18 protein-coding genes are annotated in these 17,949 nt (G+C 39.3%); 14 read left to right on the forward strand and 4 right to left on the reverse strand.

What is annotated here, in order from left to right; genetic code table 11:
- Positions 1-885 carry an AraC family transcriptional regulator gene (locus tag QSE00_RS20855; protein ID WP_286107356.1) on the reverse strand — a complete coding sequence of 295 codons (885 nt, stop codon included), beginning with the start codon at positions 883-885 and terminating at the stop codon, positions 1-3.
- Positions 886-1,051: 166 nt separating this feature from the next.
- On the opposite strand from QSE00_RS20855, the gene QSE00_RS20860 reads away from it, so the two are divergent.
- The 3 genes from QSE00_RS20860 to QSE00_RS20870 are packed head-to-tail and all read left to right on the forward strand — an operon-like array spanning position 1,052 to position 3,057.
- Entirely contained in the window at positions 1,052-1,726 is a 675-nt protein-coding gene (locus tag QSE00_RS20860; RefSeq protein WP_286107357.1) for an NAD(P)H-dependent oxidoreductase, read from the forward strand.
- 27 nt (positions 1,727-1,753) lie between these two features.
- Complete coding sequence (locus QSE00_RS20865) at positions 1,754-2,761, forward strand: zinc-binding alcohol dehydrogenase family protein (RefSeq protein WP_286107358.1); 1,008 nt, start codon at positions 1,754-1,756, stop codon at positions 2,759-2,761.
- A gap of 29 nt (positions 2,762-2,790) precedes the next feature.
- A complete protein-coding gene (locus tag QSE00_RS20870) occupies positions 2,791-3,057 on the forward strand; it encodes a cupin domain-containing protein (RefSeq protein ID WP_286107359.1) in 267 nt (88 codons plus the stop codon).
- A 62-nt stretch (positions 3,058-3,119) separates the two neighbouring features.
- Here the strand turns inward: QSE00_RS20870 and QSE00_RS20875 are convergent, their stop codons facing one another.
- The gene (locus QSE00_RS20875; protein ID WP_286107360.1) at positions 3,120-3,509 is read right to left on the reverse strand and encodes a DoxX family membrane protein; all 390 of its coding nucleotides are present in this window, start codon (positions 3,507-3,509) and stop codon (positions 3,120-3,122) included.
- A gap of 584 nt (positions 3,510-4,093) precedes the next feature.
- Between QSE00_RS20875 and QSE00_RS20880 the strand changes: the two genes are divergently transcribed.
- Positions 4,094-5,068: an LLM class oxidoreductase gene (locus QSE00_RS20880; protein WP_286107361.1), complete on the forward strand. Its 975-nt coding sequence runs from the start codon at positions 4,094-4,096 to the stop codon at positions 5,066-5,068.
- Positions 5,069-5,698: 630 nt separating this feature from the next.
- On the opposite strand, the gene QSE00_RS20885 is transcribed toward QSE00_RS20880, so the two are convergent.
- Both QSE00_RS20885 and QSE00_RS20890 read right to left on the reverse strand, forming a co-directional pair.
- Positions 5,699-6,265, reverse strand: coding sequence for a hypothetical protein (locus QSE00_RS20885; RefSeq protein ID WP_181422831.1), 567 nt, complete (start codon positions 6,263-6,265; stop codon positions 5,699-5,701).
- A gap of 158 nt (positions 6,266-6,423) precedes the next feature.
- Entirely contained in the window at positions 6,424-6,660 is a 237-nt protein-coding gene (locus QSE00_RS20890; RefSeq protein WP_286107362.1) for a hypothetical protein, read from the reverse strand.
- Positions 6,661-6,967: 307 nt separating this feature from the next.
- On the opposite strand from QSE00_RS20890, the gene QSE00_RS20895 reads away from it, so the two are divergent.
- The 10 genes from QSE00_RS20895 to QSE00_RS20940 all read left to right on the forward strand — a co-directional run bounded on the left by QSE00_RS20895 (position 6,968) and on the right by QSE00_RS20940 (position 17,949).
- Positions 6,968-8,410 (forward strand): CotH kinase family protein, encoded by a 1,443-nt coding sequence (locus tag QSE00_RS20895; protein WP_286107363.1) that lies wholly within the window; start codon positions 6,968-6,970, stop codon positions 8,408-8,410.
- A gap of 172 nt (positions 8,411-8,582) precedes the next feature.
- Positions 8,583-9,437, forward strand: coding sequence for a helix-turn-helix transcriptional regulator (locus QSE00_RS20900; RefSeq protein WP_286107364.1), 855 nt, complete (start codon positions 8,583-8,585; stop codon positions 9,435-9,437).
- 92 nt (positions 9,438-9,529) lie between these two features.
- Positions 9,530-9,931, forward strand: a complete 402-nt coding sequence (locus tag QSE00_RS20905; protein ID WP_286107365.1) for a DUF5367 family protein — start codon at positions 9,530-9,532, stop codon at positions 9,929-9,931.
- Between the two features lie 4 nt (positions 9,932-9,935).
- Positions 9,936-10,445, forward strand: a complete 510-nt coding sequence (locus QSE00_RS20910; protein WP_286107366.1) for an anthrone oxygenase family protein — start codon at positions 9,936-9,938, stop codon at positions 10,443-10,445.
- 41 nt (positions 10,446-10,486) lie between these two features.
- A complete protein-coding gene (locus QSE00_RS20915; RefSeq protein WP_286107367.1) occupies positions 10,487-11,326 on the forward strand; it encodes an NmrA family NAD(P)-binding protein in 840 nt (279 codons plus the stop codon).
- 156 nt (positions 11,327-11,482) lie between these two features.
- A complete protein-coding gene (locus QSE00_RS20920; RefSeq protein WP_286107368.1) occupies positions 11,483-11,839 on the forward strand; it encodes a 5-carboxymethyl-2-hydroxymuconate Delta-isomerase in 357 nt (118 codons plus the stop codon).
- Complete coding sequence (locus QSE00_RS20925) at positions 11,832-12,125, forward strand: hypothetical protein (RefSeq protein WP_286107369.1); 294 nt, start codon at positions 11,832-11,834, stop codon at positions 12,123-12,125. The genes QSE00_RS20920 and QSE00_RS20925 overlap by 8 nt, the downstream gene beginning before the upstream one ends.
- Positions 12,126-12,129: 4 nt before the next feature.
- A complete protein-coding gene (locus QSE00_RS20930; protein WP_110355216.1) occupies positions 12,130-12,528 on the forward strand; it encodes a hypothetical protein in 399 nt (132 codons plus the stop codon).
- A 16-nt stretch (positions 12,529-12,544) separates the two neighbouring features.
- Entirely contained in the window at positions 12,545-12,997 is a 453-nt protein-coding gene (locus tag QSE00_RS20935) for a GNAT family N-acetyltransferase (RefSeq protein ID WP_286107370.1), read from the forward strand.
- 152 nt (positions 12,998-13,149) lie between these two features.
- Positions 13,150-17,949: a BspA family leucine-rich repeat surface protein gene (locus tag QSE00_RS20940; RefSeq protein ID WP_286107371.1), complete on the forward strand. Its 4,800-nt coding sequence runs from the start codon at positions 13,150-13,152 to the stop codon at positions 17,947-17,949.

A 17,949-nucleotide genomic window follows, 5' to 3' on the forward strand; every position in this document is an offset into this window, starting at 1 on the left:
TTATGCAATACAGGCATTTCTGGTCAAGAGTATGTATTCGCCATTATTTTTAAACTCCCTTATGGAGGTGCCCGAATATTTTTTAAAGGTTTTTGAAAGATGGCTAACATCGGTAAAACCTAATTCGTGGGCAATTTCCGTAAGAGTGAAATCGGAATTCAATAAGCGAATTTCCACCAATTTTAATTTTGCCTTTATAATGTATTCCCGCAAGGGCATATTCACTTGCTTTTTAAAATATTCGCTCACATAGGTGGTAGACATCATAAATACATCTGCCAGGTTTTCCACTTTTAAAAGCTCGGTCTTATCAATATTCTCGTTTATATAAATGAGCATCCTAGTGATTCTTTCGTCCGAATTATTTTTGGGAAATTCAAAATAACTTGTCTTTTTAATGTTCCTTATCAGTATTTCTAAAATACTGGTCATTAAACTCGTAATCAAGTTTACGGACTCTTGGCCGTAATTCCTGGATTCCAGTAAAATCATGGCGATTAGACTGTCCATATGGCGTCTGTCCAAATCACTTTTAATGATATCGCCCGGTAGCTGATTGTAGTTGGAAAGGATATAGGAAGCTTCTTTAAACCATTCGTTCCTATCTATGGCCAGCCCATTTATATTTTTGAAGAATGAATCCGTAAACTTTAAAAAGACAAACCTTGTGGGTTGTTCAATGGTAAAGGAATGACATTTTAGAGGTGGCAATAGAAAGATGCTGCCTTTGGCGTAGCGATCTTCATTATAGTTAATACACTGAGTGCCTGCTCCTTCTTTTATTAAAACCAGTTCAAAAAAATTGTTTTTAACCGGACGCTGTTTCCATTCCGACAATTCCAATTCTTGTATTTCAAAAGGTTTATGAGTCTCTAATACTTGCATTTTAGGCCTATTTTTAAGTAAAACTAAGTAAAATACCCATATGGAATTGGTTATTGGGGTATTTAACCTTTAAAAATACATAAATACCCATTTTTTATACCATAAGTTAGTGCTTGTACCCCCTTAGCTTTGCCCTAGAATTTAATCCATAACAAAAAATTAAAAAATGATTACACCAAACATTTCAAAAAAGGACATTATCAACGCATTTCAATTTAGGCATGCTACCAAGGAATTCGATGCCACTAAAAAAGTATCCGAAGCGGATATGGATTTTATTTTGGAAACGGCACATTTATCCCCCAGTTCTTTTGGTTTTGAACCATGGCATTTTGTGGTGGTCCAGGACAAGGAGTTGAGGGAGGCCTTAAAACCTGTAGCTTGGGGAGCACCTTTAAAATTGGATACGGCTAGCCATTTTGTATTGGGTTTGAGCATGAAAGCGCCAATGGTAAAGCATGATGCTGAATATATCATGCATATGATGAAAGAGGTAAAGCAACTACCTGCAGAAGTTATTGAAATGTATTCTAAATTTTACAGGGAATTCCAGGAGCGGGATTTTGATTTGGATACGGATAAAAAATTGTTCGACTGGTCAGCGAAACAAACCTATATCGCCTTGGGGAATATGATGACCTCAGCGGCTTTAATTGGAATAGACAGTTGCCCCATTGAAGGATTTCATCAAGAAAATGCAGAGGCTTTATTGAAAGGGAAATTTGGTGTTGATACGGATAAATACGGTCTGTCGTTTATGACTGCTTTCGGATATAGAAAGGCAGATCCCGAATTTGGCAAATCGAGAAGGAACTTCGATGATATCGTTACTTGGAAGTAATCCTATCATCCTAAAAAACAAAATAAAATGAAAGCAATAGGCTACAAAGAAAACCTCCCCATTGAGGATGTAAAATCGCTACAAGATTTAGAATTAGCAATGCCAAAGGCAATTGGTCATGACATTTTAGTGGAGATAAAGGCAATTTCTGTAAACCCGGCAGATTATAAAGTACGAGCAGGAATGCCGGTTGATGGTGATGATTGGAAAATTATTGGTTGGGATGCAACAGGGACTGTTAAAGAAGTTGGAGAAGATGTTACGCTGTTTAAGGTTGGAGACGAAGTTTGGTATGCGGGCGATTTTACAAGACAGGGAAGTTATGCACAGTATCAAATTGTAGATGAGCGCATTGTTGGTAAGAAACCATCTAGCTTATCGTATGCAGAAGCAGCTGCCTTGCCATTAACATCACTAACAGCTTGGGAAATGTTGTTTGATAGGTTGGAAGTAGCTAAAAATGATGCCACGAAATCTATTCTAGTAATTGGTGCGGCAGGTGGTGTGGGATCTATTTTGGTGCAACTGGCCAAGAAACTTACAAAATTGAATATTGTTGGAACGGCTTCTCGTGAAGAAACTACAGATTGGTTAAAGGATTTAGGTGCAGACTCTGTTATCAACCACAGAAATAAATTGAGTGAGGAATTTAAGAAATATAATTTACCTGCCCCTGATTACATCGTGAGCCTAAATGCTACCGACCAACATGCAGACGAGATTGTAAAAGTGATAAAGCCACAAGGAAAATTCGGTTTTATAGATGACCCAAAGATGTTTAATGTTATGCCATTTAAAAGTAAGGCAGTGTCTACCCACATTGAGTTGATGTTCACACGGTCTATGTTTCAGACAGAAGACATGATTGAGCAGCACAACATTTTAAATGAAGTTTCTAAATTGATAGACAATGGAACAATAAAAACCACTTTGGGAGAAAATTTTGGAACCATTAACGCAGAGAATATGCGTAAAGCCCATGCTTTTTTGGAAACTGGAAAAGCTAAAGGTAAAATTGTTTTGGAAGGGTTTTAGCTCAATGAGTCAAATAATTTAAATAGAAAATGAAAACGATACTTAAAACATTGGTTATAATAGTATTAAGTGCCGGTACTACAGTTAATGCACAAGTATCAACATTAGACTCTGTGGCAACCTCGAAAGTGCAGCATTTCAATTTTGATGAAATGGCATCCGAAACCATTGTCGAAGGTATTCAGCGTAAATGGTTTCACGGGGAGAAAGGGCAAATGACCATTTTTAATTTGGAAAAAAGGGGCGCATATTCCGTGGCACCAGCACATTCTGATCTTATGGCCAAGAAAAAATAAGTCAACTTATAAGGCTCACCAATGAATTTTTGGGAAATCCACTCTCCTGAACAATTGTCCGTTTATTTTAATTTTAGGTCCAATGCCCAGCTATTATCGTCAATATAATTCATCAATACTGCAAAAAAGGCTACATGGAAAAGTTGTGATGGTAATATTGCCCAGTTCTCTATTAAAGTGGTTCCAAAGATCAACATGAGCATGATCAGCGCCCCTAAAAGAATCGCTTGCCTGGTAAAAAGGCCTATAAGCAAAAGAAGCCCTACACAAAGTTCAAGTACGGGAAGTGCGTAACTAAAGGGTACAACAATGATTTCCGGTAACATGGAGCCCTCAAAACTTTTGACCATCCATTTACTAAAACCCGATAGTTTGGGCAAACGTACCAATCCGTGCCCAAACATGCTTAACCCTATCGCCAGGCGCAACATTAAATAACTAATATTGTTCATTGTTTTTTTGTTGCAAATATAGAAAAATGTGGGAGGGTGTAGTTTTAAATAGCGTCCATAAACCATTTACCCCACTTTTCCCTGATTTATAAAATTGACCAATTTTTATTCTTACTTCCTTTAAAAATACTGTAAAATTGGTTTTTCTTATCTTTATAAAAAGTACGACAGGATTATTATTACACAATACGCTGTGATTTCCAATTTATTTTGAGACCTTTTATTGCTTTGTTTCCATAAAGGGCAAGAACTATATCGTAATTTTTAATGAATCAATTATACCATTGAAATCTGTAAATTAGGTATTTGCAGGTTCTCTTGGATAGTATTGGTACAAGGTATTTGATGGGGAAACTATCCATACCCTTGAACGGGATGAATTTTTTAAACAACTTTAAAACGCCTAAAGCCACGGTAATAGTTCATGAACGTATTTTTGGATGAACTACTTTGAACAGCTTCAACGTAAATAGTGGGATAGAGGCATATCAATAATATTAAGTGGTAAGGTATCTGGTACCTGTGGTATAATGAATCTGTTGGACGGATTCATAGAATTAATTAACCCCTCCGAAGAAAAGTGTATGAAGGATTTTGAGCCTATTAACAAAGCATATAACAATGTATTTCAACCCGATGAACTGAGCATTGGAATTGCAATGCCTATTGAGAACTACGATCAGGGCTTAATGCCTACCATGGAACATCATTTGGAACGTGTGGAATTATTGGAAGAATTGGGCTTCAAGGCCCTTTGGATTCGTGATGTACCTTTCAATGTACCCTCTTTTGGTGATTCGGGCCAGATGTACGACCCCTTTACTTATTTGGGATTTTTGGCAGGCAAAACCAAAAAAATAGCCTTGGGTGTTTCCAGCATAGCTTTGCCATTGCACCATCCGGTACATGTAGCAAAATCCGCTGCCACCATAGATCAATTATCAGGAGGGAGGTTGCTTTTAGGAGTGGCTTCGGGCGATAGACCTGACGAATATCCGGGTATGGGAATCGAATATGAAAACCGTGGGGAATTGTTTAGGGAGGCCTTTCGATACCTTCGTATGTCACAGCATAGTTACCCTAAATTGGAAACCAAAAATTTTGGTATTTTAAAAGGGGATATTGATATACTTCCAAAGGCTAAAAGCCATAAAATTCCCTTGTTGATGACTGGTTTTAGTCAGCAGTCCTTGGAGTGGAATGCCAAACACGCAAATGGTTGGATGTATTACGGCAGGGATCTTGGACAACAGAAATATAGAATTGAGGAGTGGCGGACACTGGTTGCGGAAACAAGTATATTTGACAAGCCTTTTATGCAACCTCTGTATCTAGATCTTCAAGAAGACGATGATTTTATACCACAACCTATTCATTTGGGCTTTAGGACGGGTGCTAATTATTTGATCACCTATTTACATCATTTAAAAACTATTGGTGTAAACCATGTAAGTATAAATCTAAGGTTCAATTCCAATGATATGGAAAGCACCTTGGAGCGACTGGCAGAAAAAGTATTGCCAGAATTTCAAAAGAATAAAAAGTCAGTAAAAATATAACGAGCAAAGCAAAGGTTGTTAGAGGAAGGCGGACACCAAACGATAGACCTTGATGTCAATGCCAAAGGTTTTTATAACGGAAAATGACTTATTCCCACATGAAGGTTGACGGCACGTAAGGACCGGCCTATTTTCAATTTACTTAAGTGGTTATTATTGCCTGCCTTCGGCAGACAGGCCTGCCTTTGTCGGCAGACAGGTTTTTTATAGGTTTTCGTGAATCTTCGATTTCGTCTTAAATCAAGTAGTTTCCACATTGGGTTCAGGTAGCCGTCCAAAGAGCATTTCACCCAAGTGAAAGCGGCCTGGACGCCGGGGCCGTGGAAAGTGCGTAGATTTAAAGAAATTTAAAATCAGCCTGCCTAGGCTACAGCTGGCTCCTCCTAACCACAAGGTACCCCGTACCTTGGTCATTCGGCCCTGGTCGTTTTTTATTCATTGGCTGGTCTATTGATTTTTAATGGTATTCATGAATGCTGCGCATTTGGGCGATGCAAAAAATGAAAAGGATACAAACTTTAGATAGTAAATTATATTTTTTTGTAATTCACACACAACTTTTGGAATTGATCCGGGAAAGGTGCTATTTGGGTTCGTCAAGATTTATCACCTGATAAGGTGCTTTGTGGTCTAATCGGGAATATTGAACCGCTCGGCTATTTCTTCATAACTGAATTTGGTATAATCTACGGGAGCTGATTTTCCGCTTTCAGGAATGCCCCCAGGAATCAAAATGTATCGGAATTCTATGAGCAGCAAAGGCTGACCGATTACATCAGAATCTATCGATTCAACGATAAGTCTTAAATTATATAAACTACCTGGCCGTGCGGAATAACTTTGGTTACGACCGAAAATTACTGCAGGGAGTTGATATACTACATCGCCGGCTGATTTGCCATACACGAGAACTGCGCCATTTTCTTTGATATCCTCAGTCAGTCCCGGAGCAATTATAAAAGAATTCCAATTTAAGTAGGTATTGGGATCAAAAGTGAAAGGGGATGTTATCCATTCGGAATAAATCACATTGGCTGTACCAGCAGGTCCTACTTCGCCTTGTGGTCCGGCAGGCCCTTGTTGGCCCTGTATTCCTTGTTCTCCTTGTGGACCAATATCACCATCTTTCGAACAGGCCATGGTTAAAGTGCCCATTAAAAGAATGGCAAATAATCGCGTTGTGGAATTCATTTTCATAATACCTTTATTTTATGGCTAATAGCATTTAAATTACATCTCGAAATCAGTGTGAGAGGGTAATTATTTTAAAGGCCTAAATTAAAGATGCCATTCAGGAAGGGATGTCACATATGTAACAAAATATATAAGAGAAGTAACATGTGCCATCCTTATAATTAATATATCTTTCCCTTTACATAATAGCCGTCTACGGCGGTCAGCCTAAACCCTTTTTGGTGATATTTGTTAACTGTATCTTGATATTTTTGGCCTGTTATCGCTTGTAAATCTATCCAATTCTTGATCGTATGGGGGGTCATTCCTTCATTTACAGTTGTGTGCGCATGGGTCTTGTGGACTATGAAAAATAGCAGGACCATACACCAAACGATTGTTTTTGATACTTTTTTCATGATACTTTATTTTAAGATTGGACAAGGGGCAATCTTTGCGCCTTGGTAGGGGAAAGGTGCTATTTGGGTTCGTTAAGATTTATTACCTGATAAGGTTCCGGGCCCAAGGCATATATTGTACCGATGATGTAGACCTATGGGTAAAATATATAATAATCTTGCCCAAGGCTTATCACTTTTTCGGAGATCCCATAATTTACCCACCAATTATATATCCCTATTCGCTTAAAAGAATAGGCCATTCACTGATTCCCTAAAATTCATATTGTTCCAATCCACATCTTTGTAGGGTATTAATAACCTATAAATGAAAACAACAATGAGAAAAGTAAGCATACTGTTTTTTTTAGTACTGCAATTATTGTTCATATTTTCCTGTTCCAACGATGTTACTGAAGCAACGGGAGGGCTAGAGGAAGTAGCGGACAGTGAAGCATATGTTGAAACCTACGGGGATACGGATTTTGAAGCTTTGGACTGGACAGAGGACACCCATAGCAAATCGGCCGACCCAAATTTTGATGAAGTATTTGAGGATGAGGCAGTAAAACGATTGGATATTGTAATCACGGAAGAGCGTTGGCAAAGTATGTTGGATGATATGACCTCCCTTTATGGAGTGTTTGGAGGTAGCGGAGGACCCGGTGGTGGTGGATTGACAGAGGTAGATGAGGATCCTATTTTTGTTCCTGGTGATGTTATGTACAACGGCAAGGAGTGGTATAGGGTAGGAGTGCGCTTTAAAGGGAATTCCAGTTTACAATCCAGCTGGAGCAGTGGTATTCTGAAATTATCCTTTAAGTTGGATTTTGATGAATTTGAAGATCAATACCCACAAATAGACAACCAGCGCTTTTACGGTTTTAAGAAATTGAGTTTAAAAAATAATTACAATGACAAATCCATGCTAAGGGAAAAGGTTGCGACGGATATTTTTAGGGATGCCGGTGTAGCGAGTTCTCACGCAGCATTTTATACCGTATATGTGGACCATGGTGATGGGCCGGTATATTTTGGAGTGTACACCATGGTGGAAGAGGTAGATGATACGGTAATCGACACCCAATTCTCGGATAATGATGGTAACCTGTACAAACCCGATGGTGACGGGGCCAGTTTTGCCGAAGCTAGCTTTTCCGAGGATGTATTTGTGAAGAAAACCAATGAGGATGAGGCCGATTTTAGCGATGTTCAAAGTGTTTTCACGGCCTTACATGCAGCGGAAAGAACAACGGATCCTGTAACTTGGCGTACCAATTTGGAGAGCGTTTTTGACACCGATACCTTTTTAAAGTATTTGGCGGTCAATACGGTTATACAAAATTGGGATACTTATGGTAGAATGACCCATAATTATTATCTGTACAATAATCCAGATACGGAAAAATTATCTTGGATACCATGGGACAATAATGAGGCATTGCAGGAGGGGAATAGAGAGGGCTCCTTGGCCTTGGATTTCTCGGACTTAAATGCAGGGGATTGGCCCTTGATCGGCTACCTATATGAAGATGCCACCTATAGGGCGAAGTATGATGGGTATGTGCAGGAAGTGGTCGATAATGTTTTCAATGTTGGTACCATGCAAGCAAAGTATGCAACCTATGGAGCCCTGATAGAACCTTTTGCGAACCTAGAGGTGTCCGGTTATACTTTTCTGAGTTCAAGTTCCGATTTTCAGGCTGCCCTAAGCCAATTGAATAGTCACGTTAACGCTCGTGCCACAGCGGTAAATAATTATTTGAACTAATCCCGCCTTTTTCGGCGGGATCTAGGTTCAATACCTGGACCCTAGGGTCGATTCCCCCGAGTAAGATCCGGCCACTTTAACAGTTAGCCGGATTTTTTTTGTCTTAATTGCTGGCATGGATGTATAACCGGATGTTCAAACCCATAAATTTCGTAAATTGGTGCTGCTATTTATGACCAGGGATTTTATAAACATAAACGACTTTATTGTTTTGGTGGAAGAAGCCAAAGTAAATGAGGCAACCATAGATTCATGTTCTTTTGAGGAACCACTGATTGCCGTTGCCTTTTATGGCTCCGGTAATGTTGATTTAAAGGTGAATTATGGCGACAAGCAAAAGGACTTTAGTCACACCAAGGGATTGGCCCTTTCTTTTTACGCAGATGATAAAGTAGAATTTATTCATACGGTCTCCTCCTCCAAGCCATTGGAATGCTTGGTGATAGCCACCTCCATAAAAGCATTGGATAAGCTTCCCAATCAAGAGGGCGAGTTGTTCGGAGATATGTTGGGCGAGCTGGTAGACCCCTCCGACCATTATGTGGAAGGCCCTAGTTTCATTATGACCCCGGAAATGCAAGCAATTGTTGATAGTTTGTTCAATATTAAATATGAGGGAAAAACCAAAATGATGTTTTTCCGAAGTCAGATAACGGCACTGCTTTCCCACTTTTTTGGTCAATTGGCCGGCTTAAAAACAGAGAAAATAAACACTCAGGAACGCAAACGACTCAATTGGGCCAGAGATATCCTATTGGAGAATATTGATAATCCTCCTACCCTGAACGAACTTTCCAAGCAAATAGGGTGGAACACCTTTAAATTGAAAAAGGACTTTAAGGCATATTTTGGGGTTCCCGTGTTCAAATACCTTCAAAATGAGCGTTTGACCCTGGCTCACAAGTTGATCCGAAATCAGGATGCTACTGTCCAGGAGGCTGCCTGGCATGTAGGCTATGACAGTTTAAGTTCCTTCTCCAATGCCTTTGAAAAAAAGTTTGGCTATAGACCAAGTCAAATCAAGTAAATTCCCTTTCGAACAAATCATACTCCATTTGGGACAAACCTCCTAGAGTGCACTCCAATAATTTTGGCATGTAACTTTTAAAAATAAAAGGCATGAAAATTAAACGCGCACTGCTTATCGGCATCCTCATTTGGATTATTGCAATTCTTTTTTATTCAGCTTCTTACTATGTGCCCATTATGGAAAATAGGGAGGCACAGGCAAACCTTGTATTGTTTGTAGTGGTTATACCCTTAGTCTGGTTGGGCTGTGCTTTCTACTACAAAAATGACCTTCAGACCCATGGTTATCTAGTGGGGCAAACCATGTTGTTGACAGCTGTTGTTTTGGATGGCTTAATCACGGTCCCTTTCTTCATAATTCCACAAGGGGGAAGCCACTACAGCTTTTTCACCTCCTTGGGATTCTGGATCATAGCGGCCGAATTTTTATTGGTAGCCGTGCTGTACTGGTATACTCGTGTATACCACAAAACTAACCTACAAAAAAAATAAGGTCATGGATATCACATTTGAAACTATAGTAATGGGTGTATTGATAGTGCTTACCGGCCTATCCGCAGGATTGTGCTTCACCTGGACCAATGCCATTACCCCCGGAATTGGAAGGTTGGACGATCAGGGCTATTTAATGTCCTTCCAACAAATGAACAGAACCATAATTAATCCCCTGTTCTTTCTGGTGTTCTTTGGTCCTTCCCTTCTCGGGTTTATCAGTTTGTATTGGTTGAAAGGAAGTCCGGCTACACTTATGTGGCTATTGATTTTGGCCATGGCTACCTACTTCTTAGGGGTTGTGCTGGTTACCATTTTCGGGAACGTCCCTTTAAACGAGATGCTGGATAAAGTTGATTTAAACACGGCCAGCTCCGAAGAATTGGGACAATTGCGGGAAAGCTTCGAGATAAAATGGAATCGTTTGCACCTTATTAGGACCATCAGTTCGATAATTTCATTTCTCATACTGCTAATGGCATTCGTACAAACCATCAAAAATAGTATTCAATAGACATCACAAAATCGTATAAAATAATTTTAATACAAATAAAAATGGAAAACACGAGTAATATTTTAGTTATCGGCGGAACTGGGAAAACAGGCCGAAAAGTCGTTCAAGGATTAAAGGAAGCAGGACATAAGGTTAGGATAGGTTCCAGATCTGCAAGTCCGGCCTTTGATTGGGATCAACCAAAAACATGGTCCGGGAGTTTGCAAGGGATGGAGAAGGTCTATATCACCTTTCAGCCAGATTTAGCGGTTCCGGGTGCCTTAAAAGCTATTGAGGTCTTGATTGGGAAGGCCAAACAGGCCGGTGTAAAAAAGGTAGTACTATTATCGGGTAAAGGGGAGCGGGAAGCAGAGCTCTGTGAACAAGTAGTGATCCACTCGGGTCTGGATTATACTATTGTTAGGGCCAGTTGGTTTAATCAAAATTTTAGTGAAAGTTTTTTATTGGAGCCTATCTTGGATGGCTTTGTGGCCTTGCCCCAGGCAGATGTTAAAGTTCCCTTTGTGGACACGGATGACATTGCCGATGTGGTTGTGGCGGCTTTGTTAAAGGGGGAGCACAACGGAAATATTTATCAACTTACCGGGCCCAGGCAACTCACCTTTAAGGAAGTGATCCATGAGATTTCGGAAGCCACTGGAAGAAACATTGCCTTTACATCAATTACGCTCTCGGCCTATGCGCAAGTAATGAAACAACAGGGAGTTCCGGCCGATTATGTTTGGCTAATAGAGTACTTGTTCTCTGAAGTCCTAGGTAATCCGAACATTGCGGAGATGACCAATGATATTGAAAAAGTATTGGGGAGAAGGCCTAAGGACATTTCAAAATATATCGAGGAAACGGTGGCTACGGGAGTTTGGTACCCACAGGCCAATTAAATTTTCGCGTTTCCCTATGGGTAGATGCCAAGAATGGCACAGGCTTGCAAGCGATGCCAATAGGATGGACTGCCCACTAATCGCTTTAGAAAAATAGGGGAGTGTAAAAGCCGGAGGGGGATAACTACTAAAAATAACAATTCAAAATTTAAATTTATGCCACATTTTATAATAGATTGTTCGGAAAGCATCATTTCGTTAAAATCGCCTCAGGAGATTATGCAAAACGTATATGATGCTGCCGAGTCCACACAGCTTTTTGATCCTGGAGATATAAAGGTAAGGATCAATCCATTTAAGTATTACCAAATTGGGAGCAATAAGAGTGATTTTGTCCATATTTTTGCCAATATTATGGAAGGGAGATCGGTACAGCAAAAGGCTGTGTTGTCGAAAACAGTGGTAATGAAATTAAATCAAATGTTTCCGGGAGTTCCAATTCTATCCATGAACATCCGGGATTTTGAAGAGGCGACCTATTTCAATAAAACGATGATTAAAAAAGATGACTAAAGAAGAGAAAATAAAAATATTGGATACCAGTTGGGAGTTGCATAGTCTGGTTGAAACTAGTTATATGAACAATCCGGCCAATAAGGATGACAAAGAGTGGTTGGAAAAACAGCGGCTGCTACTCGCCGATATGGCCCTTCATTTATTGCAAACATCTGTTGGCCCAGGCGAAATAAAATTGGATAGATTACGCGATAATATTCATGCCATATTAACTATAGCTGATCAGTTTTTGCCTAAGGCCGATCTTAAAAAGGCAACCGAAAAATTGTACGAAAACTTATAAGCACATGAAAAGATCAATAATCACATTCAGCATCCTTCTTTATGCCATTGTGGTACCTTTTTTGGAAATCAATGCAACCCATGTTTTTAATCCGGATTGGACTCCCCATGCAAAAATTCATGAGGTATGGCAGTTAATTACCAATTCGAGTATAGGGGCGCTATGCATATGGTTGGTTTGGGTAAAGAATGAAACCATGATCAGTGGCATATTAAGTTTATTGGTAACTGGCGGCTTCTTATTGGCTTATGTTTTACAGGAATCCTATGGTGGTTCCATGATATTTTTGGACGGAAGTGAAAAAACACTTTTGGGAATCAATATAGGAGTCATTGGATTTGGAATGGCGTTTATTGGGTTGTTGTTCAGTTTGATATTTACAAAAAAAAAGGAGAAACATTAAGGGAGATTTTAAGGATATGATATTCAGAAAAGCAACAAAAAAGGATGTTTTGGCCATTGTGGAAATGATTGCCGATGATGAGTTGGGAAAAACAAGGGAGAATTTTCAAATACCCTTGCCCAAAGAATATTACACGGCCTTTGAAAATATAATGGGCGATGAAAACCAGGAGCTTATGGTTGTTGTAAATGAAGTGGGGGAGGTGATAGGTACCTTGCAATTGTCCTTTATCCAATACCTCACCTATCGCGGAGGTGTAAGAGCCCAGATCGAAGCTGTGAGAATTAGGAAGGATCAAAGGGGAACAGGCTTAGGCACTAAAATGTTTGAGTGGGCGATAAATAGGGCAAAAGAAAGAAATGCCCATATATTGCAGTTAACCACGGACAAGAAAAGGCCATCGGCAATAGCCTTTTATACAAAACTTGGTTTTAAGGACAGCCATGAGGGGATGAAGATGCATTTCTGATTGTATCATTACTAAAGCGAAACGACAACACTCTTATGATGTTGATTTATATAGTTGTTCTTAAGGACATTTAACAGGAAAAGCAGACAGAATAACGAGAGGTCATTGAAATGTCAGAAACAAAATGTAAGTTGGTACCGTAATACCCTTGCATGAAAAAAATCTACTTTTTAGCTCTTTTGAGCTTTTTCCATTTTGCCGTTTCGGCACAATCGGAATTCATCACGACCTGGAAAACGAATAATCCAGGAATTTCAGAGGAGAACCAGATTACAATTCCAACCTATCCCGGAGAAAACTATGATTATTCAGTGGACTGGGGAGATGGCACCTCGGATTTAAATGTTGTGGGGAATATTACCCACACCTATGCCAGTGCGGGAACCTATCAAGTTTCGATTACTGGGGTTTTTCCAAGAATTTATTTTAACTACGAGACGGGAAACCCAATTGCTGCCGATGAGAAGAAGTTACTAGCCATTGAGCAATGGGGTAACATAGTATGGTCTTCCATGTCAGGAGCATTTTATGGGTGTGTAAACATGGATGTCAATGCAACCGATGTGCCGAATTTGTCGAATGTCACCAGTGTCCAAGCTATGTTCCGTGAATGTAGTGATCTGGTAGGCAATTCTTCTTTTAATGACTGGGATGTGAGTAATGTTACGGACATGGGTACCATGTTCTTCGATGCCAAAGAATTCAATAGCCCATTGAATAATTGGAATGTCTCTAATGTACAATCTTTTAACTCCATGTTCAATGGTGCCACCAAGTTTAATCAGCCTTTAAACAATTGGATTCTAATTTCGGCAACATTTATAGGTGGCATGTTTTCAAGGGCATCTTCATTCAATCAAGATATAGGAAATTGGGATGTGAGTTCTGTAACAAATATGGGGTATATGTTCAGTGGAGCAAGTTCTTTTGATCAAGAAATTGATAATTGGGACGTGTCCAAAGTAACTGATATGCGCAGTATGTTCCAGCAGAGTACATCATATAACCAAAATATGTCCTCATGGAATGTTGGCAAGGTAGAACGAATGGATGCCATGTTTAGATGGGCTACCAATTTTAATCAAAATATCAGTAATTGGAATGTACAGAGCGTAACATTAATGAATTCTATGTTCCGGGGCGCATCATCCTTTAATCAAAATATTTCAAATTGGGAAGTTGGCAATGTAACGAACATGTCGGAACTATTCATGGATGCCGTAGTTTTTGATCAGCCAATCGGGATTTGGGATGTTGGTAAGGTAACCAACATGGCCTCTATGTTTGATGGGGCAAGTAATTTTGACCGGGATTTGGGAAGTTGGAATATTGAAAATGTAGAAAATGTTAATAATATATTCACTGGGGCAAAATTATCTTCAAAAAATTACGATAGTTTAATTCAGGGATGGAGCAGTATACCATCATTAAAACCAAATTTGGTATTTGATGGAGGTAATAGTAGTTTTTGCAAGTCTTTTGCAGAAAGGCAAGCCTTAATAGATACCAAGGGTTGGATAATTACCGATGCTGGGGAAGACTGCCCATTTATTAGTACCTGGAAGACCAACAACCCCGGTATTTCTGATAGTTACCAAGTCACTATTCCAACTTTTCCGGGTGAAACCTATAATTATACCATTGATTGGGGGGATGGGTCCTCTAATACCAATGTAACAGGGGACATAACACATTCCTATGCCGCAGTTGGTACTTATGAAATATCCATTACAGGTAACTTTCCACGAATGTATTTCAACTATTTCCCCGTTGATGAAATAAAGGACTATGAGAAGCTTATATCTATTGATCAATGGGGAGATATAAACTGGACTTCAATGGAAGATGCGTTTACAAAATGTTCAAATTTAGATATCCTAGCTACCGATACCCCAAATTTATCCAATGTCAGGAATATGGGTTACATGTTTAGAGGGTGTACCAAATTAATTGGCAATGCTAGTTTTTCCGAATGGGATGTAAGCAATATAACAGGGATGTTTGGTGTTTTTATTGACTGCCCATTATTTAACCAGGATATAAGCAATTGGTATGTTGATAATGTAACGGACATGGGATCCATGTTTGCAGGAGCTTATTCTTTTAATCAAGATATTTCTTCATGGAATGTGTCCAATGTTATTCGTATGTCGGGCTTATTTAACCGTGCCAGTTCATTTAACCAAGACATAGGAGATTGGAATGTATCTAAAGTCAATGATATGGGTTACATGTTCAATTCTGCCAATAGTTTTAATCAAGATATTTCAAATTGGGATGTTTCCAATGTTAAAAGAACTGAAGGAATGTTCTTGGGTAACCAAGCATTTAACCAAAGGCTAGATGGATGGGATGTTTCAAATGTCACTAGTATGGCCGTCATGTTTTATGATGCTCCCCTTTTCAATCAAGACATAGGGGAATGGGATGTCTCAAGTGTCACCGATATGGCCAGGATGTTTGGAAGAGCTTTTTCTTTTGATCAAGATCTGGGAAATTGGGATGTAAGTAATGTTGTAGATATGACATCTATTTTATCCGGTGTTACTTTATCAACAAAAAACTATGATAGTCTATTAAAAGGTTGGAGCGGCTTAACCAATCTTCAAAATAATCTGGTTTTTGATGCTGGAAATAGCCAATATTGCAGCTCAGATTGGGCCCGACAAGCAATTATCGATACCTATGGATGGACTATTTCCGATGCAGGTGCCAACACCGATTGTCATTTCGTAACTACTTGGAAGACAGATAACCCTGGTGCTACCAGTGATGATAGAATACGTATTCCTACAGCTCCAGGTGAAATCTACAATTACTCTGTAGATTGGGGCGATGGTAACAGTGATACAGGGATTACAGGAAATATAACTCACCAATATGCAGTACCTGGAACGTATACAGTATCCGTATACGGGCAGTTTCCTAGAATATACTTTAATGATTTTTATGGAACGACCCAAGATTCGGACAAAATTGTTTCCATAGACCAGTGGGGTTTAGGGGAATGGACTTCCATGGATAATGCTTTCACACACTGCTCTAATCTAGATGTATTGGCTACCGATATTCCATATTTGGAAAAGGTTAGTTCTGCAATTGGGATGTTCAGGTTTTGTGAAGCCTTGGTAGGAAATGATTCCTTCTCCGATTGGAAGGTAGGCTCTATAACGAATTTCGGCAATATGTTCGATGGGGCAAGCCTGTTTAATCAGGATATAGGTGATTGGGATGTTTCCAATGCAACTTATTTATCATTCATGTTTTCCGATGCAATTAATTTTAATAGTGATATCTCCAATTGGGATATAGGTAATGTTGAATTCATAGACGGTATGTTTGTTGGTGCCAAAGCCTTTGATCAGCCAGTCGGAAAATGGGAAGTTGATCACCTAACATCAATGCATGCCTTGTTTGGAGGGGCCAGTTCCTTTAACCAGGATATTTCTTCTTGGAACGTTGGTAATGTGCAACATATGGGCGCTATGTTTTCGGGTGCAACGTCCTTTAATCAGGATATCGGAAATTGGGATGTTTCAAGCGTGACATCAATGAACGTAATGTTCGCAGGGGCAGAGACGTTTAATCAGGATATATCGAGTTGGGATGTGAGTGCTGTTACTGATATGAGTGGAATGTTTGAAAGAGCAACTAGTTTTAATCAGCCTTTATACATTTGGGATGTTTCCAGTGTAACTCAAATGGCTATAATGTTCGTCGAGGCCACTTCGTACAACAAGCCCTTGAACCAATGGGATGTATCAAATGTTACTGATATGAGCGGTATGTTTGGAAAAGCTACTTCTTTTAATCAAGATATTTCAGATTGGAATATGGGCAAAGTGACTTCTATCGGAGGAATGTTCAATGGGGCATCTTCCTTTGACCAGAACCTAGGAAAATGGGATGTAAGTATGGTTACAACGATGGATCATCTTTTCTCTGGTGGAGGACTATCATTAGAAAACTATGACAAAACCCTTATTGGTTGGAGCAATATACCGGTGTTACAAAGCAATGTTTTATTATTTATGAATAACAGCCAGTATTGCGATGGAGAATTAGCAAGGCAAAGCCTTATTGATAATTATGGTTGGATCATAACAGATGGCGGTAAAGTTCCTTATTGTAACGAAGACAATGACTTGGATGGAGTTTTGGACCAGTATGATCTTTGTTTGAGTACCCGACCAGGCATTGAAGTCAATAGTAATGGTTGTGATATTGTACCTTCAGACGGTGTTAAGGTTTATGCCTTAACGCCAAGTTGTACGGGCAGTAACGATGGGAGTATTGAAATATCCATGAATGAAACAGAATATTTGCTGGATATATCCATTTCGGGCGAAGGAATTTTCAATCAATTTAAAAGCGTTGCATCCCATGAACCCTTTAAAATTGATCAATTGCCTGTCGGTTCCTATACTGTTACTATTGCTATTCCTGAGATTCTCTTTCAACAAACTTATGGCGTTGCCATTAATGGGCTGACTTCTGTAAGTGGAAAAAGAGAAGCGTTGGACCTTACAGCAAGAACTGTTTCCTACAACGTTTCGGGTAGTAAAAAATATGAGGTACTGGTGAACGGACAGCTAATGAATTTTACTTTTGACGATCTTGGAGATCAAACCATCTTTATAGACGGTCTATCGGGTAAAACAGATGTTTCGATTTTTGGAGAGAGCGATTGCCAAGGTCACATTACCGACAGTTTCTATATAGGTGACTCCATACAGGTCTTCCCTACGATTTCCTCGGATTACATTCACCTTTTAAGTAAAGGAAATTTCTTGAATGTAATGATTTTTAACTTAGAAGGGAAATTGATCAAAGTAACAGATTACCAACAACAGACAAATATTTTGGATATCTCTTCTTTGGAATCAGGTTTGTATATACTTAAAATAAGAACTGATAATACAGAGGAATCAATAAAGATCATTAAGAAATGA

The organism is Arenibacter flavimaris (genome assembly GCF_030291335.1).
In the GTDB taxonomy this organism is placed as follows: Bacteria; Bacteroidota; Bacteroidia; order Flavobacteriales; family Flavobacteriaceae; genus Arenibacter.